We start from the raw sequence: 24,265 nt of genomic DNA on the forward strand, positions 1-24,265 counted from the left end.
TAAAGTAGTACTTTAAACCCAACTAATGTTAAAAAAATGAATTTTTTTTCAACATTACACATTGAAAACTTTACCTATTCTATCTTTTATTTTTTTAATAGAAAAAGTAAAGGTGTTGAAAGTCTTTTTTTCCAAGCATTTTCGCTATGTTCTTCACCTTCAAACTTTAAGGTTGTCCATTGTTTTGAGGAGAAATTTTTGGAAGTCATAATTTCATCTACTTTTTTCTGAAGCGGTTCATATAAAGCATCAAGTGTAGCCGTACCGTAATCAAAATATATTTTATGCGTTTCCGGTTGTGGAAGTTTCGCTTTTAAGTAGGTATAAAATGCCTCCGGTATAGGATTATTTTCTGTATGAAAAATTCCGGGCCAGTGCGTTGATAAACAAGCAGCTCCACCAAATACTTCCGGATATTCACAAATTGCATATAGTGAAATGAGTCCGCCCATACTTGAACCCGCAATAAAGGTATTGGCTTGGTCTTTTCGTGTTGAATAGGTTTTGTCAATAAAAGGTTTAACTTCTTCTACTAAAAATTGTAGATATAAATCTGAAAAAGGTTGAAATGTTTCACTGATTCGGCCTTTTTGAACTAAGGCTTCCGTTACAATTGCTTTTTCGTTTCCGGTTAAACTTTCAAATGGTTTTTGAGGGAAATATTCCGGATGTCGGGTTTCTACACTATTGTAAATTCCAACCACAATAACGTTTTGTATTTTACCTTCTTTTATTAGTTTTGAAATGGTTTCATCTACTCCCCATTCTTGTTTATTCCAAGTTTGATTCGCATCAAAAAGCATTTGACCATCATGCATGTATAAAACCGAAAATTTTTTCTTGGGAGAATAATTTTCAGGTAACCAAACCGCAATTTCTCTAGGTTTTACATATTTAGAAGGAAAGTCTTTGTATAACTCTAATTTTCCATCAGAAACTTCAATAACTTGAGCATTACTGTTAAGGAAATTGAATAGCAATACAAAAAGGATATACTTTTTCATGACTAACGTTTTAAACTAAAATGTCCTTTTGCACTTCTTCCGTCTTCAAATTGAATGGAATACCAATAATCATCAGATGGTAACGGTCTTCCATTATAAGTTCCATCCCAACCATTACCAAGTGGACTGATTTGTTTGATTAATTTTCCATAACGGTCAAAAATATAAATAATTGATTTTCCGTTTGATCTTTCGTTTGCACCTCTAATATTCCAAGAGTCGTTGAAACCATCACCGTTTGGCGTGAAAAATTTTGGTACACCTAAAACGGCTATTTCTTGACTAACCGTTTCGCAGCCCAATAAATCTTTTACATAAACTGTGTAAAGTCCAGCAATAACATTAAAAAATTGATTAGAAGTTTGGAATAAACCATTTTCTGAATCCAAACTATAAACATAATTTCCTGAACCGGATACAAAAATCGTAACGGTATTGTTATTTGATAAATCAACAATCACAATATCATCAATTGTTGCCGGTTGTGAATATACAATTTCAATTGTTCTGGTTTGTGTACAACCAAAAATGTTTGTAACGATAACTCGGTAAATACCATTTTGTTGAACAGTTAATGTACTGTTGTTTTCGCCAACAATTTCTATTTCATCTTTGAACCATTTATAACTAAAATCTGATGTATTTCCAACAAGTAATCCGGCAATAATGGTAATTGGATCAGTGTTTTCACACACTATTATTTTTTCGTTTTCTTCCAGTTGTGGTAATGGATTTACTGTAAAAACAATATCTCGCTCCGCAAAACAAGTCGTATTCAAAGGATTGGTTACAACTGCTTTTATGGTTTGGGATGTTGTGAAGAAATTGGATGGAAATGGACTTGGTAAACTGGCACCATTTTGATCAAAATAGGTAACGACCATCCCGGTTTGACCGTTTAAAAGAGTTGACTCTAATAATGAAGTATCAAATTGAAATTTTCCATCTTCTATTCCGTCAATATCACAAGTGACAAAATCTGCTACTGCAAACGCTCTTGGCAAAACATCAACTTTAAAAGTTAATGTAGTTTCATCAAAACACGGACCATTAGGGTCGTTTGTAGTTGTATTTGTTACTCGAATGGTAATCGTTTTGCTTCCGGATAAATATGGATTTGGCAACGGACTTGGTAACGGATTATTGTTTTGATCAAAAAAGCTAACTATAATATTTGATGGAGATTGACCATTCAAAACGGTAGTTTCAATTGTACTTGTATCAAATGGGAAAAGTCCATCATAGTCATCATCACAAGTTATAAAATCAGCAATTGGATGAGCTGTTGGTAAATCTTCAACAGTTAATTCTACAAAAGGACCAATCCCATAACATGCATTATCAACCGCACTTTCTACTCGCACCCAAATTTGTTGAAATCCGGGGAAACCTATATTTTGATAAGCTGCCGGGTTTACCGCTAATGAATTTCCATTAGCATCCGTCTCTGCTAATGCATCTGCTTGTGTACGATAGTAAGCAATTGTGTACGTATTTGTTGTGGGTAATAATGCTAAAATATCAGTAGTTACACTGCTAAAATCAAATTGAGATACACCATCTCTATCATTTTCAATGTCATTAAAGTATTGATCACATTTAGAGAATCTTCTGATGAAAGTGGATGGAATTTGAGTTGCTGAAACAAACACATTGATTTGTCCTACTTCAAAACAACCATCAGCATTTTCAACTCTCACCCAAATGGTAGTATTTCCGGTAAAATAAGCTACAGGATTCGTAATTTGAAAAGCAGGATTATTATTTTGTGCGGCAATAGCCGAAGTGAAATAAGTAAACGTTTCATTTTGCGAATTTGCAGAAAGTTCACTGTTTTTTTGAATTAAACTGACAAAGGAAATACCATCATTTGTATCATCATCATCACATTGAACTATCGTAACGGGAGAATTTAAAACCGGTAAAGGGTAAACGGTTAGGATAGACGCATCGGAATATAATCCGCAACTATTCCCATTTCTGTTGATGAATACACGGTATTGATAATTATTCATGCTAGTAGTAGCACCCGTAATTTGTAAATTTATGGTAGTTACTCCACTGTAAATAGCTGAATTAGTTAAATTATTCCATGTGGTTCCGTTATTGGTGCTAACCTGCCATTGATAATTATCAGAAGGTGTTGCCGTAAATTGAAAGCTTGCGTTTTGCGTGTTACACGTCACTTGATTTGTTGGTTGAGTACTAATGCTTATGGGTGCCGCAATAATGTAATTTAGATTGGGAACAGTATAGCCAATTGCACTATTTGTAACCACTCCGTTTGCATTTGTAACTGGAGCTGTGTTTCCTAAAAAACCATCATTATTAGTATCTGAAAATCCAGCTTCAATAACATCAAAACACAAATCGCCGTCGCTATCTAACGAAATATAATTGGCAATTCCGTCATTGTTTGTATCGGTAATCGTATAATTTAAAATGCCATTTTCAGGAGTCGTTTCTAAATTATCGGCCAAACCATTATTTCCAAATAGAACTCCGTCAATTCTTCCATCGTTATTGGAATCAGTAGCTGATAAACCGGCTTCTCTCCAATCATAAATCCCATCGTTATCACTGTCTAAATCAAGATAATCAGGAACACTATCACCATCCGTATCAATTGGAATTAAGCCATTTCCATAAGCATCGCTTAATCCATCTTTATTTACATCAACAGTAGTATAAGCAATAAAATTCTGGCCTTGAGCTTCACTATTATCCGGAATACCGTCATTATCTGAATCCAAATCTTTTTGGTCTGGAATTCCATCACCATCCGTATCTTTCGGAACACAAGTGGCTTTAAGCTTGAAGGAAGCTTTAGAAGTATTGTCGGTAAGATTGATATGTCTAATTGAAATAAAATTGGTTAGGTGTGTTGAAAAAGAAAAAGTTCCAGTACCAGCTGCAAGCGAAGTTGCACTGTTTAATCGGAAGCGAATTTGAAAGGAAGAGAATTCGGTTACTCCATTTTCATAAATGCCATCATAATTGGTATCCACTAACAATTGATCTGTAGGATTCAATAATGTGATGGTTTTATCAGTGTCTCCTTGAATAATAAATTCGCCTGAAGAGGATAATAAATCAGCAGTATTAGCAGTATCTACATACTCTAATTTTATAGAAACCGGTTGATTAAATTGCATTTCATATTGAACAGATTTTCCTATACCATCTGCCGGATTTGTGATAAATGTTCCATCAGTGCTTCCCGTAAAAGGAGTAGGAGGGGGAGTTCCACTTCCAATGATGGAAATCAAACCATTATATCCGTTTGAATAAGTCGCAACTGAAAAATTTCCATTTGCTGCATTTGAAAGATCAATCGGTACATCTCCAAATGATTCCGTGCAATTCGTTATTCCGTCATTGTCTAAATCGATATCAATATTATCAAAAACGTTATCATTGTCAGTGTCAATAGCACAATCGCTTACTGGTATTTCATCTGAAATAAGTGTAATATTACAAGTGGTTACAGTTGCTGATAAATAATAGAAACCCGGTACAGTAGGTGTGTAATTCGGTGAATTTGCTCCAACAATCGGATCACCATTAAAATACCATTGATAGGTGTCAAAAGGAGAAAGAGAATTAATTGAAAGGTTTACATTTGGGATACAATTAGAACTCGATACATCTAATCGGTTAAAAGAAATTTCGGGTTTAAATGTAAATCCGGAATAGTAACCTCCATACGTTGCATTGTCATTCGAACCGAAGTAAGAAATATATAATTGTTTATCTGCAAAAACAGAAATGTTTCCTGTAATTCCAGTTAGTTTATAGGTAACATAATTTGCATTACCGGGAATGGTAAAAGGGCCTTGAGCATTTACAGTTCCGGGTAATCCGGCAAGTGTATAGTTGGTTCCATTTAAAATAAAGTCGAGTGTAGCTCCGGTTTCTGTGACGATATTTAGTCCGCTATTTGTGGTATAAACACTATTTCCAATCAAATGAAGTAACGGAATATTATCAATAATTTTTGGAGTTTGACAACTTAACGGTGGAACAAAATACATTTCTTGATTGGCTTGAGTACTTCCGCCAACTCCTTGATAAGCAAATACATTTTTAGAAGTGTTTACATATAAATTTCCGTCTGTACTGTATAATGAACCATCAATAGCCACATATTGACCAGCATTTAAAGTGTAATTTGGAGCTCCAGTATTTCCGTTTAAAAAAACTTGAGTGTTATTTTCATGGGCTACAATCAAGGCTCTTTCTGTAACATCTTCACCAAAACCTCTCACGAAAATATATTCATTTCCAATGCGTTCAGCTGAAACAATTTGGTCAAAACCAAGGTCAATATTATTGTCATTTGTACCATTAGTTCCTCCAAATGAACCACAATTCACTGTGATAGGTTTATCAGAAGTAACAAGTGCTCCAATTAATCCATCTCTGTTTCCATCCGTTGGTCCGGTAGTGGCCAATACAAAACTTTGTCCTCTGTTTAAAGTAACATTAGGTGGAGTATTTCCGGCTCCGGCATTGTTTATCAATGAAACTCCGGGCTTAATGTCGCTAAAAGAAACAGTGGTATTATTTTCAGTAGCTAATACAGAAATAAAGGTATAATGATTGGTGTTTATCGCTGAAATTCCTGTATTTACAAAAGCACCAATTCTGAATTGTGTGCCCAAAGCAGCTAGACCTTTGGATACTAATCCACCAGCTTGAAAGTTCTGTGGCGTAGCGGTTAATCGAACTGCGGCATAAATTTGATCTTCTGCTTCAATAATAAAACCTTTGTTGTTTTGTACGGTATTCACATTGGCATTACTCACCATTAGTTGGGTATTGGTGCCAAATCCAACATTAAAAACGTAGGGACTATTACGAGAAACAGTTCCGTTTACAGTACCGCCACCTAAATTATAAATCGTAAAATTAATAGGAGTTAAACTTGGAGAGGATATATAGATAAACTGACTTTGGGCAGGTTGACCGTCAGCTCCTCCAAGAGGTGGTATATAGTGCGTTTTACTAAATTGAGCAAAACAGTTAACACTCAAGAATAGGATTAATAATAAAATTTTTTTCATTTTCTTTTTCAAAGGCTAACAAAGATAGTAATTTATCTTTTCAAAGCGAAGTGACCTTTGATGATTCTTCCGTCAGAAAGTGTTAAAATAAACCAATAATCGGATGAAGGCATTGAAGTGTTATTAAAATTTCCATCCCAACCTTTTATAGATGGATTAAATTGTACGATTAATTTTCCATAACGGTCAAAAACAGCAATGCTTGACTTAGTGTCTGTGAGCTTTTCTATTTTCCAAATATCATGAATACCATCTCCGTTTGGCGTAAAGAATTTTGGATAATCCAACACTATTATTTTTTGGGTTTTTATCCCACAATCATTTAAATCTTTAACGGTAACCCAATATTCTCCGGCAGGAACCGATTGAAAAATCGGCGAATTTTGAAAGTAACTTCCATCTAAAGAATAGACATAATCTCCAAAACCTAAAACATTGATGGTCACCGAATTTTGATTACCGGAAAAATCATTAATAAGGATTGAATCTATAGTTGGTGGCCCTGATAAAAGAATCGTAAATTTTTTTGAAACCGTGCAACCTTCACTATTCGATACCGTAATGGTATAGGTTCCGGCTTCATCAATAAAAATAGTTGGAGTTGTTTCACCAGTATCCCATAGATAAGAAGAAAAATTGGGAAGCACTCCAATTGAAATCGTTTCACCTTCACACAAATAGATTGTTTCATCTTCTAAACCAATTGGCGTAAAAATTTTGATTTCTAAAACCAGTGGAAAAATGCCTAAACAAGTTGTGCCATTTGCAACTCTAATATAAATTGTTTGTTCAAAAGGTGTTGTATTGGTAAAAGAATTTAAGAAAGCATTTTGTTGCAATTGAGCATCGGTTGAAGAAGCGTAATACGTTAATTGACTACCATTTGGAAATAAAGACAATATATTTGGTGTTACAACTGATGATAAACTAAAAGTGGTAATTCCGTCAGGACTATCATCATTATCACAAATAATTGAACTTGGTAATACTAATGTACTGTTTGAAGTAGATAATGTTACAGTAGAGATACTAAAACATCCATAAATATTTTGTAATCGAACATAAAGCATTTGATTAACACTCGTGTTTAAAAAGGGAGTTGTTGTAGAAATAGTATTTATATTCAATTCTGCATCACTTTGACTAAAGAAAAATCTTGGAGTTTGAACATTCGTATTTGAACCAACTATTGCACTATATGCATCCGTTAGATTGAAATAGGCAATACCGTCATTATTGTCATCACATTGCGTTAGCGCAACCGAATTAGGTGTTGGATTTGAAACATATTCAATGGTAATTTCTCCGGTAGAAAAACAACTCGCATTAAATTGAACTTCCACTTTGTAAAAACCAAATTGGGTAACTGTGTAAGTTGGGCCAGTTTCTCCAATTAAAAGTTGATTATTTCTATACCATCGATAAGCTATAGCATTTGGAGTTGTGGCATCTAAAACCAATGTTTCGTTTTCGCAAAGCGGAGTATTATTTGAAATAAGTCTATCCGGACCTAAATCGGTTTCTACTGTAAAACTTCCTCCTCCTAGAAAAATAGCAGAATCGTACAGATTATTTCCTTGATCGGCAATTACCAGTTTAATATGGTACAATTGGCCGGGAATAACATTGCTTTCTGCTTTTAGAATTTTGGTTTGACCATTATAATTAGTAGGATGTGCAATACCGTTAAAGGCATCAAAATATTGTTCATTTGCAGGCGGACAAATGGTTCCGGAACCTCTAACAGTAGGAACTTTTACCGGAGTACTAGTTCCCGGAACAACCGCTAAATTAATATATTGCGAAGTGGAAGCCTCTCTTAATAAAAATGCAAATCCGTCTGAATAACTACATTGATTAGAATTTGGGTTGGATAAATATTGCTCTGATGAAAAGATATACTCAAAACTAATTTTATTAGCAAATGGTAAAAAATCGAACTCAATTACGGTAGCATTTATCGTATTAGATTCGTTGATAGCTTGTTGTAAGTCATTATCACCAGGCCAATTGGTTGGACCTTCACTTAATAATGAATTATTGGGTCCAATCGCAGAAATTGCTCTTCCGGTTGAAATAATTACACCATCTTGAAAAGGAAATGAACTGCCTTTAGCCGTAAAATAACCATAACTATTTCCTGAACTGAAACTCCATCCGGAAACACTTACATTTGAAACATTTGCACATGGACTGTTAACCAAAACATTTTCAATAAGCTCAGTTGCGGTAAAAGAATTATCGTCAACTTGAATGTACTGAGCTTTTATAGTGTTGAAAAACAGCAGCGTAAAAATAAAAAAAGTAATGTTTTTGGCAAACTTCATAGCGTTTGCAAAGATACTACAAATCTCTTTTCTGTAGAATTTTATAGGACATTAACATAAAAATAACAGTCCAAGCAATGACAATCACTAATGAATACCAATGCACGCTATAATCCTTTAAACTCGCTTCTCCACCAATAGTTGTTTCAATGTTTTTTATCACATTTAAACGAGTAATTGGTTCTTTGATAAGGTTAGACATCGATTCCAATGGTAAAAACTGTGTGATATATTGGTAATTATCAGAATCTTTAAATACTTTCCATCGAAGTGTACCTATGATGATTCCTTCAATAATGTTCCAAATGAATAAAAAACCTAATGCAAATGCAGAGCGTTTAACTAAAATACCCAAAAACAAACAGAAAGAGAAAAAGGCAGAAAGTTTTACGAAATAGGCCAATAAATATTCCAAATCAGAGAAAATGATTCCAATTTCATTGTAGGCAGAAAAGCTTAGGCCAAGTAGCAAACTCATGATGAAAATAAAAACGGTAGAAATTCCGGCAAACGTAAAAACAATCAAAAATTTAGATTGAATAAATTCTTTTTTGCTTAAACCGTCTATTAGATTTTGTTTTAAAGTGCCATACGAATATTCATTGGCCATCATAGAAACGATAACAATGGCTAAGAAAAGTTTAAGAATTGCGGCTACATAGGTGTTAAAATGCCAAATATAGGGAAAGTTAAAAATACCTTGATCCGCAATTCGCAATTCAAAGTTTCCAATCTTAAATTCGATTGATGCAATAAGAGCGATAAAGGTTAAGATGATAAAATAGGCCAAGGTCAAAATTCTACTGGCTCTGTTTTTCCATATTTTTTGAAATTCTATTTGAAGAAGTCTTTTCATGAAGGTATTTGGTAATGGGTGATTGGTAATGGGTAATGGGTAAAAGGTGAAAGGATTTATTTATTGTTGGTTAATTGTAAAAATTGTTCTTCTAAACTATATTTTCTTTTGACCAAATGATTGAGGTAAATCCCTTTTTGAACCAAATATTTATTCAGTTCATGTGCTTCCAACGCTTGTTTTAGATATACAAATAATTTGTTGTCTTCTTCATTTATTGAATCAACAGCAGGATGCAGTTCAAGTTTAGCTTTCAGATCGGTCATATTATCCGATTGAAGCTCAAAAAAACCTTCATTGGCAATGATTCCATCCACAGTTCCGGAATAGAGAATTTCTCCTTTTCGCAAAACGAGAACATGACTACATACTTTTTCTACTTCATCTAATAAATGAGAAGCCAATAAAATAGTCGTTCCTTGCGAAGCAATGGTTTTAATAATATCGCGTATTTGTCTGATACCTTGTGGGTCTAAACCATTTGTTGGTTCGTCTAAAATTAAAATTTCCGGGTCGTTTAAAAGGGCAGAAGCGATTGCTAACCGTTGCTTCATCCCTAAAGAAAAAGTTCTGAACTTACTGTCTTTTCGTTCTGAAAGTCCAACAATTTCGAGTTTTTCTTCCACTTTAGAAAAAGGAGCACCTTTAATTCTGCACACCAATTCCAGATTTTCCTTGGCGGTCATGTACGGATAAAAATTTGGTCGTTCAATGATGGCTCCAACTTTTTTTAAAGCTTCATGGGTTTCAATTGTTCCGCCAAACCAACGGTAATCACCGGAAGTTTTATTTACAACGTTAAGTACAATGCCTAACGTGGTGGATTTTCCACTGCCATTCGGACCCAAAATCCCGTATACGTTTCCTTTTTTGATTTCAAAAGAAACATCTTTTACGGCATGAACCGCTCCAAAACGTTTGTTTAATTTTTCTAAAGTTAAAATGGTTTCCAAAATGAATCTGATTGATTTATTCAAGTAGGACGAATAATCAACCAAATTGTTACGACAAATGTTAAAAAAAGACGAAACTTATTAAATAGCTTTACAAAAAATACAGAATAAGTAGATATAATTTAGCGTCAATAAAATATTTATTTTGATAAGGTTTGGATAAATCCATTTACCTCCTCATAATTTTCTTTACCATAATTTCTTTTTCACTTGAAATTTTCACAAAATACAAACCTTTTGTAACGTTTGAAAAATCAATTTGGGCAATGTTACCAATTTGCTCCATAATTGTTTTGCCCATTATATCATACACTACAATTTTTTGAATTAGAGTATTTGTATTATTTTCTATATACAACATATTGTGAACAGGATTTGGATATAGGGTAAACGAAGAAGCGGTAAACTCATCATTTTTTAAAATAGCTTCACATTCTTGTTGTGTACTCACATAATGGGTTGTTGCATCTTTCTCTAGCCAATTAGCATTACAATTGGCAACATCATCAACAAAAATACAACTCAAATTAGGGTTATTAGTAACCTTAAAACGGTCGTCATAAATAAGTGTTACACTACCGGGATTTGTAACATATTGGCCATTTAGTAGAGTATTTGAACCATTTTGAAGCAATACTGAAGAAAGGCTATTATTGTTACAATGCAAAATATTTAAAAATGAGTTGGAATTTAGGTTAAGAGTACTAAGATTAATATTATTCATACAAAACAACGCTTTCAATTCTGGATTATTAGCAAAATCTAAAGTAGTTAATAGATTATTTTGGCAAAATAACTCTTTTATTGATGGTACATTAGAAAGATCTAAAGTGATAAGTTGAGTATTTGTGCAGTGCAATCTATAGAATTGTGGTACATTGGTTATGGTTAAATGAGTTAAAGGATTAAAACCACAAGAAAGTAATAATAGTGCTGGATTTGCAAAAATATCCAGTGATGTTAATTGATTATTATAGCAAAAGAGTAGTGTTAAATTAACATTTTGAGAAACATCAAGACTTGTTAATAGATTGTGTTCACATGATAAAGTTGTGAGATTGATATTATTCGAAACATCAAGCGTAGTGAGTTGGTTTCTTACACAAATTAACCCTTGCAAGGCGATATTGTTAGTAATGTTAATGCTTGTTAGGCTATTGTCATTACAAGATAAATTAATTAAATTCAAATTATTACTAAAATCTAAACTGGTTAAATTAGTACAGTTTCTGATGTTGATACTTTCTAACTGCGTGAAACCTTCAATTCCTATGATATTGTGTAAATTACTGCCATTAATGTTTAAACTAACAACCGTATTAATATCGCTATTTAATACCAAATGATTGATGATACCATCACTATCAATACCTTGGTTGATGAGTTCTTGTTCAAAATCTTCGTCAGGAATAACCGTATATTGAGCATTACCCTTATAAAAGAAAAAAAGCAAAAGGAAAAAGTAGTAATTTTTCATGACTCAAATTTTTAAATTAAAATCCTATTGAAAGTTTACCTTTCAATAGGATTTATAATTAATTTTAATTTTTATAAATAAACGTTTGCTTAACAGCACCTGATGATGTTTCTTTATTGATGATATGATAATACTGACTCATTAATTTATCATATAATTCCGGGTCTTTTACTTGTATTTCATTTAGTTCTTCTAAAGTCAAATTCATAGAACCTAAAATATTAGTAGAAACAACTAATCCTTTTACAAAGTCCTCTGTTTGGCAGAAAGATTCTCGATGACAATCTACAAAAACATCTTTTACAATATCTGGATTTACTTGATTAATTTGAACACCAAAAGTATAGGTAGTATTAATGATTTCAGGTAAATCAATTAAAGTAGCTATGCTTGGATCAGAAGGGTTTACATTGGTAAAAGCATAATCAAAACCCTTTTGAAAACGATGTTTAATTAACATGTTTCTACAGACCTCTGCTGTTCCATCATTATTGTCTGTTACACTTCTTATTATGTTTCCACCATAAGGTATAGTTTCAAAAGGTTGATATAAACTTTCAACGGTGTTTTTAGCATTACTGAATCCATAAAAATTATTTGGATGATTATAGTATAAGGCTATTATATTTCTCATATAAACGCCTTGACCAGAGGTAAATTCGCCAGTACCCGGCAAATAAGTCGAATGCAAATCTTGACATGGATTCGTAGAACTCATATAATTTTTTATTGGAACATCTACATAAGGTGTGCCAAAACAATCAGCATAACCATTAGTATTTTGAAAGGTACAAGTTGCTGGGTCTGCATAATTACCTCCAAACATAAAAGATGCTTTTGTATCTACAATCCGATCACCATGAGTAGCTGAATTATTAAAAATGTCTCCAAAATTAGCAACACGTTCGCAAAATGGTGTACCTGAATCTTGATAAGTATGATATAGTTTAAAATTGTGAGCGATTTCATGAGGCAAAGTTTTACTTAATAAATGATTATGCCCATATATACTGTCAATTCCTGGCATTTTTGCAGCACCTCTAACCATTGGATTAAAAGGACTTATTGTACTATAATCTAAGCCTTCAACAATAAATAAATTTAAAGCATTATAATCATAAACAGGATTGGTCATTCCTGTCTTGCTGTATTCTAATAATTGGTCAAAGGTTGGATGTGATAAATTTGTATCTGGAAAATTAGCTGCTCGAACTTTCATAAACGAAGTACTATTAATTACATCATATCCTTTATATTTAAAAAATATATTAAATTGATTAAAATTGGTATTCAAAATCATAATAGCATTCATCACTTCGTTTTCGCCATAAGTAGCAGTAACTCCAGAACCATCATCATTTTTTACAATATGAAACTTAACATTAAACACATATTTATCTGTAGAATTTGGGTTTTGTATTAATGAATTTAATACTGAAGCTGGCGGCTCAACATAATTTGGATCGAGTGTAACCGGACAATCTAATAGTTGAGCTATACTAGTTGAGGCATAAAGAAATGCAAAAAAAAGAAAAATAATTTTTTTCATAATGTAAGTTGTTGCCTTATTATTCATCTGAATTACCAGAAGGACGATAACTTTAGGCACAATTTTGGTTAGGTTAGTTGTACCGCCCTGTTGATTTAGTTTAATTTAATACCATGTTAAATGAATAACCGTTTCGTACTTAATAGTGCTTTCTATTCCTGTTTTGCACTTCATATTTTCGGACAACGTGGTAAATTTTCTGTTTAAATCAATTCATTAAAAACCCTTTATCGAACAGATTATAACTTAATAATCAAGTAAATATAATGGTTTTTACTTACAAATAAAATGTATTTTATAAAAGAAAGGAAAATGATTCAAAAATAAATAATGTGAGATTTACATAAAATTGCTTTGGAATAGTAATAATTAAAAGTCAACAATGTTGTTTTTTACTGAAAATAAAATGTAAAGTAGTATTGATTTCTTTGCGTTCAGCAGTCAATTCAGTCAGACTTCCGTAAACATCTTCAGTCATTTGTTTTCCGCAACAGCGGCATTGGTATTCATGAAAATGATTGGTGATTTTTTTGGTGATTCTGAATTTGTGTCCAATCAGGTTACAAATAACCGAAAGACCCAAAGCAGTTTGGGGAGAAGTGTAGGTTTTCATAATGTGGTATTTTTTGTGGCAACATAAACGTAATGAATTTTACATATTTCACAAAAAATAATCGATATACTACTGAAAATTAATGCTTTATCATGAATAAGATTACAATAAAAAATCCTTCTACAACGTATGAAGAAGGATTTAAGTTTAAATTTTTGTACTCAATTACGATTTCTGTTCTTTATTAAAGTAAACCAAGTAATAATACATTTGTTTTTCTTCGTCCCAGCCTTTTTCAACAAATTTTTCGGCACTTTCAGGGTTGATAAAATCCAATTTTATTTGAATATTGGTATCTAAATTGATTACGTTTTTAATCTTCTTACGAGCATCGGTTACTGCCGCATTGGCAATTGGGAAATTCGTCACATCTTCAATGCTGTATTTTTCACCACGATCGACTTTATAGTTTTTAAATTCCGGAATCAAATCAGGATTATCAATAACTTCATTCAAAAATTTACTTTCTTCAAATTCATCATTCTTAGCAAAATAATTCACCGAACGATTCATAAACATCACTTCTTGCTTTTTGTCTTCTGCCGGTAGTACTACATCTTTGGCAAAATCCTGACAGAATTTCAAGTATTTTTTGGTGATAAAATTTTCATCTTGAAAAGCATCAACACTTAAGAAATGTTCTAACCAATATCGAGCATCATATCGATTGCTGTCAACGGTTAAGATTTTATATCCTTCCTCTTTTTTATAGTTGAAAATCAAACATCCTTTGTCTAATTTGTTCAAGTTGATACCGTGTTGTAGCAACATTTCCAAGTTAGTTCCTTTTTCTTCAAATTGCAAAAAGTCGGCTTGCACTTCACTTTTAAACACGCCAATGGCATCTACTTGATTATTATCAATGGTTAAATGAGTCAAATAAGCCACATATACTTCACCGTTTTTAATGTGCGGATGATTGGATTGCTCAAATAAATGTTTCGTAATTTTTTTGGAAACATCGTGAATAGTTGACGGATTATCAAACACTTCAGAAGCCAATTTATACATGTCGTGGTATTCTAAATCGACTTCATGGGCAAATTGATAGTAGTTTTCTTCCTTCTCCCGAAAAGGTTTTAAGAAAAACTCTTTCAACAACGGTGTAATTTCGTCGTTGGTTTGATACGGTTGTTCCGATAAAAAGATTGCTTCGTTACGGCTTTTGTTTCCAACTCGGTGGATGGAAAGGGATTCGATGTGGGCGTTGAAAAGGTTTATCATTTTTTTAAGTTGCTGAGTTACTGAGTAGCTGAGTAGCTAAGTTTACTTTGATTCCTCAATTTTTTTTATGAATGAAACAAGCATAGCTTCTAGTTCTCTGCTGAACTCGTGTAATTTGTTAAATTGATGTTCGTTTAAATAATTTATGTTTTTTGAAATTTCAATTTGGGTTTGATATTCAAAAAGTGAACTTAATGAAATTTTTAAAAATCTTAAAAATTCTTTATTTCCATCTCTTCCAAATCCTTCTGCAATATTACTCGGAATTGAAATTGAACTTCTTCTAATTTGAGATGTTAATCCAAAAATTTCTTCTTTTGGGAATTCTTTTGTTATTAAATAGGTTTCGGTTACTAATGACATTGATTTTTGCCAAATTAGTAATGATTTAAAATTTTTCATGGCTAATAATTGTTTTGAATGGTTTATATATTTAATTTTCAGCTACTCAGCTACTCAGCTACTCAGCTACTCAGCTACTCAGCTACTCAGCTACTCAGCTACTCAGCTACTCAGCTACTTAATTCCAATTCTCCTCAAACCCATAATCCTCAAACGAATCATCTCCATCAAACATATCCAAATCGTCTTCGTCTAAGTCATCATCAAATTCACTAAATAAGTTATCATCGTCTGCCTCAAAATTGATGTTGTTCTCACCAATTGGCATGAGTCCGTGAGAGAATAATAATTCAGGATAGGTAACTCCGACTTGTTTTTCTTCAATGGCGGCTAACTCAACTAAAAACGTCCACATGTTTAAGAAATCATACACATAGATAATTTTGGTTTGTTTTTCATACAACAAATCTTCAATCGAAAAATCGCTCATGATACGCATTTCGCCCGCAACATCGCCCGTGTCAAAAAGCGGAATTTCATCTTCTTGATTCCAATTGTCATCACAAGTATAGAAAGAAGCCACTTCGTTTCCGTCAAAACCAAAAGCATTCACCAAAGCATTGTGTAAATCTTCCAAAGAATCTGAACTTTCAATGGCAATATCTCTAAAAATATCCTCTTCATTATCAAGGATTACACGTAATTTATATATCATTTTCTATATATTTTTAGGGAGACAAAAGTAGTGAATATTTGTTGGAATAAAATTGAAGTTTTCATTTTGTTGAAAAGATTTGAGTGTAACATTTATTACATACTTTTTCCAAAAAAGAGCTTACTTTTGTTATTTATAGATACATGAAAGGAATCATTATTACAGTAATTGGTGTGATTGTAGGACTTATTGTCGGTTATTTATATTACCAACAAATAGGTTGTGCTAGTGGAACTTGTGCAATCACTTCAAAACCATTAAATAGTACATTATATGGTGGTTTAATGGGTGGTTTGTTATTCAATTTATTTGTAACTTCACCCAAGAAAAAAAGGAAGCATGAAAAAAACGAGTAAAGATTACATTTTTGTTGTTATCCAATTTCTTCTTTTTGGAGTTTATGCGTTTGATTTTTTTCAATCCTTAGAAATTCCAAAATTTCTAGCAACATTCGGAATGGTGATTGCTATTATCGGGTTCATGATTGCTTTATTAACTGTTTTTGAATTAAAATCCAATCTTACCGTTTTCCCAACGCCAACCGAAAAAGCAGTTCTTTTAACACACGGATTTTTTCGGTACAGTCGGCATCCCATTTACACCGGAATTTTGATGTTTGCTATTGGATTTGCACTTTATAATTGTTCACTGTATAAATTGCTCATTAGTGGTTTGTTGTTGATTTGGTTTTATTTAAAATCAGTTTATGAAGAAAAACAATTATCACAATAATTTACTTCATATAAAGACTATCAGGAAAAAGTGGGGAGGTTTTTTCCGAAACTTCGTCTATAACTAGCTTGTTTTTTAAAATTATACTAAAAGTATAAAAATCCTCTTGGTAACAAATGTTACTGCACACCTTTTTTCATCGTTCTACTTTTGTCATGTAATTAAGAAGTAAATCGAATGAAAACTATTAAAAATACGATTGTAATTGTGATACTTGCATATTCTTCAGCTGTATTCAGCCAAGATACCTTGCAAATTTCCAAATCAGATTTAACCACAAAATTATCGGAGCAAAATCTTCAATTGAAAATTTCCAAACAAAATGTTGAGTCAGCTCGTTCAGATTATCGCCAATCCAATGCTCTTTTTTTGCCGAATATTTCGGCTTCGCATACGGCCATTACTACAACCAATCCTTTAATGGCATTTGGTTCTAAATTGAATCAAGAAATCTTAACACAAGCCGATTTTAATCCGGCTTTGTTGAATGATCCTTCACAAGTTCAAAATTATGCTACTCGAATTGAAGTGCTTCAACCCATTTTAAATGCGGATGGTTTATTTGAAAGAAAAGCAGCAAAATCAAAAATGGAAGCTTATCAATTGCAAACCGAACGCACCAAAGAATATTTAGAATTGGAAGTGAACAAAGCGTTTATGCAATTGCAATTGGCTTATAAAGCGGTTGGGGTTTTGGAAAAAGCGAACACAACGGCCCAAGCCAATCTGAATTTGGTCAACAATTATTTCAAACAAGGAATGTTGCAAAAAACGGATGTGTTGGATGTGCAAGTTCGCGTAAATGAAATTGCTAATCAACTGACGTATGCCAAAAGTAATGTGCGAAACGCATCCGATTATTTGGCTTTTTTATTGAATGAAGATACCAAAGGCGGCATTTATAAACCGATGGAAAAATTAGATAATGAAATTAATCCAACACTCCAAAATGCTCAATTATCAACATCAAGAAAAGATTTTTTAGCGATGGAAAAATCAACCGAAGCCTACAAAAACATGATGAAATCAGGTAAAATGAGTTTTCTACCACGTTTGAATGCTTTTGGAACCTATGAGTTATACGATACTGAAATCTTTCAATTTGGTGCAAACGGTTATACTATTGGAGCTCAATTGTCATGGAATGTATTTGACGGTTATAAATCCATTGGAAAATTTGAAAAATCAAAAGTAGAATTTCAAAAAGCAGAAACGGAAGCTGAACAATACAAAAAACAAAGTCAGCTAGAATTGAACAAAACCAATCGGCAATTAGCCGATGCTCAAAACAAAGTAGCTCTTTCCAAATTGGCTTTTGAACAAACCCAGGAAAGTTTTAGAATTCGTCAAAATCGTTTTGCTCAAGGCTTAGAAAAAACGTCTGATTTATTGATGACGGAAACACAAACAGCTCAAAAAGAATTGGAATTCTTGCAAGCAGTTTTTGAATACAATTTCACCAAAATGTATTTGGAATTTTTAACGAAATAATCATTAAAAGGATACTGATTGGAGAAATTATTAAAATTATTAAAATTTCTTAAATCTGTGTTCAAGAAAAAAATATTAAAAATTAAATTCAAACTTATGAAAATCAAAATAACCTCTCTACTTATTTTTTCAGCAGCTCTTTTATTTTCCTGCGGAAGCGATAGAAAAGAAACCAAAGAATTACCTCCAATTGCTGTAAAAGTAAATGGAATAGTAGAAAATTCAACCAGTCCATTTGTAACGGCAAGCGGTAAAATTGAAGCCGAAAACAGTGCCAATGTCAGCACCCGAATGATGGGTTACGTAACCAAAGTTCATGTAAAAGTAGGACAAAAAGTAGGAGCAGGACAATTGTTAGTGAGCATTAACAACACCGATTTACAAGCCAAAAAAGCACAAGTGGATGCTTCTATTTTACAAGCAACAGCTGGTTATAACAATGCCAAAAAAGATTACGATCGTTTTGTAGCATTGTTCAATCAACAAAGTGCTTCTCAAAAAGAGTTGGACGACATGACAGCTCGATTTGAAATGGCAAAAGCCGGTTTAGAAGGTGCCAAACAAATGCGAAATGAAGTCATGGCTCAATTTAGTTATGCCAACATTACAGCTCCTTTTGGCGGCGTGGTAACCAACACATTTATCAAAGAAGGCGACATGGCCAATCCGGGAATGCCATTGGTTAGTGTAGAAGGTTCAGGTAAATTACAAGTAACCGCAATGGTTTCTGAAAGTGATATTTCAAAAATTAAACAAGATATGCCGGTTTCCATCATCATTAAATCAATGAATAAAAAAGTAGCCGGAAAAGTAGCAGAAGTAAGTTTGTCAGCCAAAAACACAGGCGGACAATATTTAGTGAAAGTCAATTTAGATGAAATGGATAAAACTGTTCTTTCCGGAATGTTTGTGAATGTGCAATTCCCAATTGAAAAAGAAGCAAATGCAACAGTTTCAGAACAAGTTATTGTACCAACTTCAGCATTAGTAAAACAAGGTCAACTTACCGGAATTTATACTGTTGGAAGTGGAAATGTTGCCATTTTGAGATGGTTACGTATCGGTAAAAATTATGGCGATAAAGTTGAAGTACTTTCCGGATTATCAGCCAAAGAACCCTACATCATTTCAGCAGAAGGGAAATTGTTCAACGGAGCTAAAGTTCAAATTAATTAGCCAATTGGTCAATTAGCCGATTAGTCAATTGACATATTGACACATTGTCAAATTAACACATTAAAATTATGCAAGAAGGTATATCAGGTAAAATTGCCAATTTCTTTATCAATTCAAAACTAACCATTTTATTAATGGTGGCGTTGATGATTATTGGTACGTATAGTTCGTTCTTAATACCAAGAGAAGAAGAACCACAAATTAATGTTCCCATGGCCGATGTCATGGTGATGTATCCGGGAGCCAGCCCTTCAGAAATTGAAAGCAGAGTGGTGAAACCGTTAGAAAAAGTAATCGGAAACATCAAAGGGGTAGAACACATTCACAGCATGGCGATGAATGGTTATTCCATGATGGTGGTGCAATTTTACGTAGGGGAAAACAGTGAGGATTCGTATGTGAAATTATATGATGAATTGATGAAACATCGTCACATTTTCCCGGAAGGAGTAATGCAACCCATAGTTAAAACCCGCTCAATTGATGATGTTCCGATGTTGGGATTAACTTTATGGAGTGAAAAATACGATGATTTTGAAATCCGTCAACTGGCAGAAGAAGTTACATCTGAAATTGAAAAAGTAAAAGATGTGGCCATTACCAAAGAAATTGGCGGTAGAACACGCGAATTGAAAGTGGTTTTAGACAAAGATAAAATGGCGGAAAATGGGGTAGATGCTCTTAGTATCATGCAAATGATTCAAGCCAATAATGGGAGTTCACAATCGGGTGCGTTTGTGCAAAACGATACAGAATATTTGGTCACCACCGGAAAATTTTTAGCCACTTCAGAAGATGTTGAAAATTTAGTAGTTGGCGTTAACAACAATTTACCGGTCTATTTGAAACAAGTGGCATCTATTCATGATGGTCCGCAAACACCCAAAAACTATGTTTCATTTGGATATGGAAAAGCCAATGAAAAATATACAACTTATAATTCAGAGTACCCCGCTGTAACCATTTCAATTGCTAAAGTAAAAGGTGCTGATGCGATGAAAATTGCCGAAAAAATCTTGGATAAAGTAGAAGCCTTAAAGAAAACACTTATTCCGGATGACGTACATGTAGAAGTAACTCGAAATTACGGTGAAACGGCTTCGCACAAAGTAGGCGAGTTGTTGTTGCACTTAGGTGTTGCCATCATTGCGGTTACGGTTTTGGTTATGTTAGCTATGGGCTGGAGAGGTGGTTTGGTTGTTTTCTTCTCTGTGCCGTTAACGTTTGCCTTAACCTTGTTTAGCTATTATTTGTTGGGCTATACGTTAAATCGAATCACGCTTTTTGCTTTGGTTTTTGTGGTGGGAATTGTGGTGGATGATAGTATCATTATCGCCGAAAATATGCATAGGCATTTCAAAATGAAGCGATTGCCGTTTAAACAGGCTGCGATTTACGCAATTAATGAAGTAGGAAATCCAACTATTTTGGCAACGTTTACGGTTATTGCGGCAATTCTTCCGATGGCTTTCGTTTCCGGAATGATGGGGCCTTATATGAGTCCAATGCCTATTGGAGCTTCTATTGCGATGTTGTTATCCTTATTTGTGGCATTAACCGTAACACCTTATTTGGGCTATCATTTATTGCATGAAAAAGAGGAGCAAGAACAAAAAGAAGAACAAGGTTTTGAAACATCATGGATTTATAAAATTTACAAAAAAGTAGAACAACCATTATTAGATAATTCTAAAAAACGTAATGCAATGTTTTTAGTAACAATTGTATTATTAGTAGGTTCTGTGGTCATGTTTTTTACCAAATCGGTAGCCGTAAAAATGTTACCGTTTGACAATAAAAATGAATTCCAAGTGGTGATTGATATGCCGGAGGGAACTACTTTAGAACGCACTGCAGCGGTTACCAAAGAAATTTCTCAATACTTGTCAACCGTTCCTGAAGTGGTAGATTATCAAAATTATATTGGAGCTTCTGCACCGATAACCTTTAACGGATTGGTGCGTCATTATGATATGCGTGGCGGAAGCAACATGGCTGATATTCAAGTGAATTTGTTGCACAAAGAAGACCGTGATTTACAAAGTCATGATTTGGCGAAATTGGTTCGTCCTGAAGTGCAAAAAATTGCTAAAAAGTATGGAGCCAATGTAAAAATTGTTGAAGTTCCACCCGGACCACCGGTGCTTTCCACGTTGGTGGCAGAGGTTTACGGACCCGATTATCAAGAACAAATTAAAGTAGCCAATCAAGTGAAATCCATCTTGGAAAACACTTCCGATGTGGTGGATACCGATTGGATGGTAGAGGCTCCACAAGTAGAATACAAATTCGAAATTGATCGAGAAAAAGCCATGTTAAACGGAATTGCTCCGCAACAAGTGGTTGGGAATTTGACGTATTTGTTACGAGAAATGCCGGTTTCTCATTTGTATGACGAACGTTCAAACAATCCGGTTGGCATTACTTTATCTTTAAACGATGCAGATAAAACTTCCATCGAAGACCTTCAAAATGTAAAAATTAAAGGAAGTCGAGGCAATGTGGTTCCAGTGAGTGATTTGGTTAAAGTAACTACCGATACCTTACAAAATACGATTTACCGTAAAGATCAAAAGCGAGTGGTGTACGTTTTAGCTGATATGGCGGGAGCTTTGGAGAGTCCGGTGTACGCCATTTTAGGAATGAATGAGAAATTGGAAAAAATGCAACTTCCAAAAGGCTATAAAGTGAACGAATTGTACATGGAACAGCCCACAGATGAAAATGATTTTACTGTAAAATGGGATGGAGAATGGCAAATTACGTTAGAAGTTTTCCGTGATTTAGGAGCTGCATTTTTAGTGGTTATCATCATTATCTATATGTTGATTGTCGGATGGTTTCAAAATTTTAAAACCCCAATTGTGATGATGGTGGCCATTCCGCTATCCTTGGTGGGAATAGTATTAGGACATTGGTTATTAGGAGCTTTTTTCACGGCAACTTCTTTCATCGGAATGATTGCTTTGGCCGGGGTGATGGTTCGGAACTCAGTTCTCTTAATCGACTTTATTGAAATTAGGTTAAATGACGGCATCGAAATCAAACAAGCCATAATCGAAGCCGGAGCAGTGCGAACAACACCTATTTTACTAACTACGGGAGCCGTTGTAATTGGAGCATCCATCATTTTATTTGACCCGATTTTCCAAGGATTAGCAATATCGTTAGTAGCCGGAGCGATTGTTTCGACGTTGTTAACTCTAATTGTAGTTCCGTTGATTTATTTCATTACAGAACGCAAAAAATGGGAAAAGTAATAGTGAATAGTAATCAGCAAAAACTTAGCAACTCAGCAACTCAGTAACTCAGCAACTCAAAAACATGAAACTAGTCTTAATAACCGCTGTCCATTCTTTCAAACGAGAGATCCAGCATTTGCTCAAACAATCCGGTGTAAAAACCTATTCGTATCGTGACGTAACCGGATTTAAAGATTTATCAGAAGAAGCGTTAGCCTCCAATTGGTTTGGAAGTGAAATGAGCGAAAACGAATCGATTGCTTTTTATGCTTTTGTACCGATTGAAAATTTGGAAAAAGTATATGCATTAATTCTCGCTTTCAATCAAGAATTAGAAACCAAATCAAAAGTGCATTTAGCCACATTTAACATCGAAAAATTTATTTAAATAATTGGTCGAAATACTCAGCAACTCAGTATCTCAGCCACTAAGTAACTCAAAAAAATGAAAAACAGAATCGTACGCGGAATTGCCGGAACTTTTATTTTAATTAGTATTCTTCTGGCTATTTATGTCAACCAAAATTGGTTGTGGTTCACTGCTTTTGTAGGAGCCAATTTATTACAATCATCCTTAACCAAATGGTGTTTAATGGATGATATTTTAACGAAAGTATTTAAAATTAAAGATTGATTAGTTGATTAGTGAAGAAAGTCGGGCAGCTTAACTTTTGAGTTGTCCGATTTTTTATGGCAATACTCCTTCGCTTTTTGCATGCAGTAAAAGCATAATGGTTTTGGCATCTTTGATTTCTCCTGAATAAACCATTTTCAAAGCTTTGTTAAAATCGAGTTCCAACACTTCAATATATTCGTGTTCTGAAGCCAATCCGCCACCTTCGCTAACTTTCATTTCAGGATGGTACTCGGCTGTAAAAAAGTATAAAATTTCTGTTACGGCTCCAGGCGACATGTAGGCTTCAAATACTTTTTTTACGTCTTGAATGCGGTAACCGGTTTCTTCTTCAGTTTCTCGTTTGATGCAATCTTCGGGATTTTTTTCGTCTAAAAGTCCGGCACAAACTTCAATCATCATACCACTTTCATTTCCGTTTAAGAAAGTCGGTAATCGAAATTGACGAGTTAAAATAACCGTTTGTTTTGCTTTGTTGTATAATAAAATTGCCGCTCCATTTCCACGATCATAGACTTCTCTTCGTTGTGTTTCCGGTTCGCCGTTTTGGGGAGTGAATTCGTAAGTAACTTTGTTTAGAAGATACCAATTGTCGGATAATAATTCGGTTTTGGTGATTTGGATTTTTGGGTTCATACTTTTTTTTCTTGATTTTACAAATATCATAAACTTTTAGCTAAAAAGAAGTTTTTATTCGACTTGATATAACTAAAAATCTAAACCATTAAGAAGTTAAGCTTCATTAAGTTTGTAATATTTATAAAATAAGCCTTAATGAAAAAGGCTTAATTTTCTTAACTTCTTAATGGTAAAAAAAAAAAAGTCATAAATCACAATTCATCCTTCATTTTTTACAACTCAGCA

At 33.6% G+C, this 24,265-nt stretch carries 19 protein-coding genes; 7 read left to right on the forward strand and 12 right to left on the reverse strand.

Annotation, left to right across the window (positions count from 1 at the left end):
• Nucleotides 1-86: 86 nt before the first annotated feature.
• The 11 genes from H601_RS0104530 to H601_RS0104580 form a co-directional block, all read right to left on the reverse strand.
• A complete protein-coding gene (locus H601_RS0104530) occupies nt 87-1,004 on the reverse strand; it encodes an alpha/beta hydrolase (RefSeq protein WP_026710396.1) in 918 nt (305 codons plus the stop codon).
• Between the two features lie 2 nt (nt 1,005-1,006).
• A complete protein-coding gene (locus H601_RS15235) occupies nt 1,007-6,070 on the reverse strand; it encodes a T9SS type B sorting domain-containing protein (protein WP_051220657.1) in 5,064 nt (1,687 codons plus the stop codon).
• Nucleotides 6,071-6,102: 32 nt separating this feature from the next.
• The gene (locus H601_RS0104540) at nt 6,103-8,397 is read right to left on the reverse strand and encodes a T9SS type B sorting domain-containing protein (RefSeq protein WP_026710397.1); all 2,295 of its coding nucleotides are present in this window, start codon (nt 8,395-8,397) and stop codon (nt 6,103-6,105) included.
• A 16-nt stretch (nt 8,398-8,413) separates the two neighbouring features.
• Entirely contained in the window at nt 8,414-9,253 is an 840-nt protein-coding gene (locus H601_RS0104545) for an ABC transporter permease (RefSeq protein ID WP_026710398.1), read from the reverse strand.
• Between the two features lie 56 nt (nt 9,254-9,309).
• Entirely contained in the window at nt 9,310-10,206 is an 897-nt protein-coding gene (locus tag H601_RS0104550; RefSeq protein WP_026710399.1) for an ABC transporter ATP-binding protein, read from the reverse strand.
• 169 nt (nt 10,207-10,375) lie between these two features.
• Complete coding sequence (locus H601_RS16055) at nt 10,376-11,683, reverse strand: T9SS type A sorting domain-containing protein (protein ID WP_026710400.1); 1,308 nt, start codon at nt 11,681-11,683, stop codon at nt 10,376-10,378.
• Nucleotides 11,684-11,747: 64 nt separating this feature from the next.
• Complete coding sequence (locus H601_RS0104560) at nt 11,748-13,232, reverse strand: zinc metalloprotease (RefSeq protein ID WP_156900344.1); 1,485 nt, start codon at nt 13,230-13,232, stop codon at nt 11,748-11,750.
• Nucleotides 13,233-13,608: 376 nt separating this feature from the next.
• Nucleotides 13,609-13,845 (reverse strand): hypothetical protein, encoded by a 237-nt coding sequence (locus H601_RS16475; RefSeq protein WP_026710402.1) that lies wholly within the window; start codon nt 13,843-13,845, stop codon nt 13,609-13,611.
• Between the two features lie 165 nt (nt 13,846-14,010).
• Nucleotides 14,011-15,069, reverse strand: coding sequence for a nucleoid-associated protein (locus H601_RS0104570; RefSeq protein ID WP_026710403.1), 1,059 nt, complete (start codon nt 15,067-15,069; stop codon nt 14,011-14,013).
• A gap of 42 nt (nt 15,070-15,111) precedes the next feature.
• Nucleotides 15,112-15,471, reverse strand: coding sequence for a four helix bundle protein (locus H601_RS0104575; RefSeq protein WP_026710404.1), 360 nt, complete (start codon nt 15,469-15,471; stop codon nt 15,112-15,114).
• Nucleotides 15,472-15,589: 118 nt separating this feature from the next.
• A complete protein-coding gene (locus H601_RS0104580; protein ID WP_026710405.1) occupies nt 15,590-16,126 on the reverse strand; it encodes an IS1096 element passenger TnpR family protein in 537 nt (178 codons plus the stop codon).
• Between the two features lie 143 nt (nt 16,127-16,269).
• Here H601_RS0104580 and H601_RS0104585 point away from each other — a divergent pair, with 143 nt between their 5' ends.
• The 7 genes from H601_RS0104585 (at nt 16,270) to H601_RS0104615 (ending at nt 23,401) form a co-directional block, all read left to right on the forward strand.
• Nucleotides 16,270-16,482 (forward strand): DUF6132 family protein, encoded by a 213-nt coding sequence (locus H601_RS0104585; protein WP_035655544.1) that lies wholly within the window; start codon nt 16,270-16,272, stop codon nt 16,480-16,482.
• Nucleotides 16,466-16,858 carry a methyltransferase family protein gene (locus H601_RS15245; protein ID WP_051220658.1) on the forward strand — a complete coding sequence of 131 codons (393 nt, stop codon included), beginning with the start codon at nt 16,466-16,468 and terminating at the stop codon, nt 16,856-16,858. Before H601_RS0104585 ends, H601_RS15245 begins: the two co-directional genes overlap by 17 nt.
• A gap of 177 nt (nt 16,859-17,035) precedes the next feature.
• Nucleotides 17,036-18,349, forward strand: coding sequence for a TolC family protein (locus tag H601_RS0104595; RefSeq protein ID WP_026710407.1), 1,314 nt, complete (start codon nt 17,036-17,038; stop codon nt 18,347-18,349).
• Between the two features lie 96 nt (nt 18,350-18,445).
• Entirely contained in the window at nt 18,446-19,525 is a 1,080-nt protein-coding gene (locus H601_RS0104600) for an efflux RND transporter periplasmic adaptor subunit (protein ID WP_026710408.1), read from the forward strand.
• 68 nt (nt 19,526-19,593) lie between these two features.
• Nucleotides 19,594-22,785 (forward strand): efflux RND transporter permease subunit, encoded by a 3,192-nt coding sequence (locus tag H601_RS0104605; RefSeq protein WP_026710409.1) that lies wholly within the window; start codon nt 19,594-19,596, stop codon nt 22,783-22,785.
• Nucleotides 22,786-22,849: 64 nt separating this feature from the next.
• On the forward strand, nt 22,850-23,155 hold the full coding sequence (locus H601_RS0104610; RefSeq protein ID WP_026710410.1) for a hypothetical protein: 306 nt from the start codon (nt 22,850-22,852) through the stop codon (nt 23,153-23,155).
• 57 nt (nt 23,156-23,212) lie between these two features.
• Entirely contained in the window at nt 23,213-23,401 is a 189-nt protein-coding gene (locus H601_RS0104615; protein WP_026710411.1) for a YgaP family membrane protein, read from the forward strand.
• Between the two features lie 54 nt (nt 23,402-23,455).
• Here H601_RS0104615 and nudK read toward each other — a convergent pair whose 3' ends face one another.
• Nucleotides 23,456-24,037 carry a GDP-mannose pyrophosphatase NudK gene (nudK, locus tag H601_RS0104620; protein ID WP_026710412.1) on the reverse strand — a complete coding sequence of 194 codons (582 nt, stop codon included), beginning with the start codon at nt 24,035-24,037 and terminating at the stop codon, nt 23,456-23,458.
• Nucleotides 24,038-24,265 lie beyond the last annotated feature (228 nt).

Source organism: Flavobacterium filum DSM 17961, assembly GCF_000425465.1.
Taxonomy (GTDB): domain Bacteria; phylum Bacteroidota; class Bacteroidia; order Flavobacteriales; family Flavobacteriaceae; genus Flavobacterium; species Flavobacterium filum.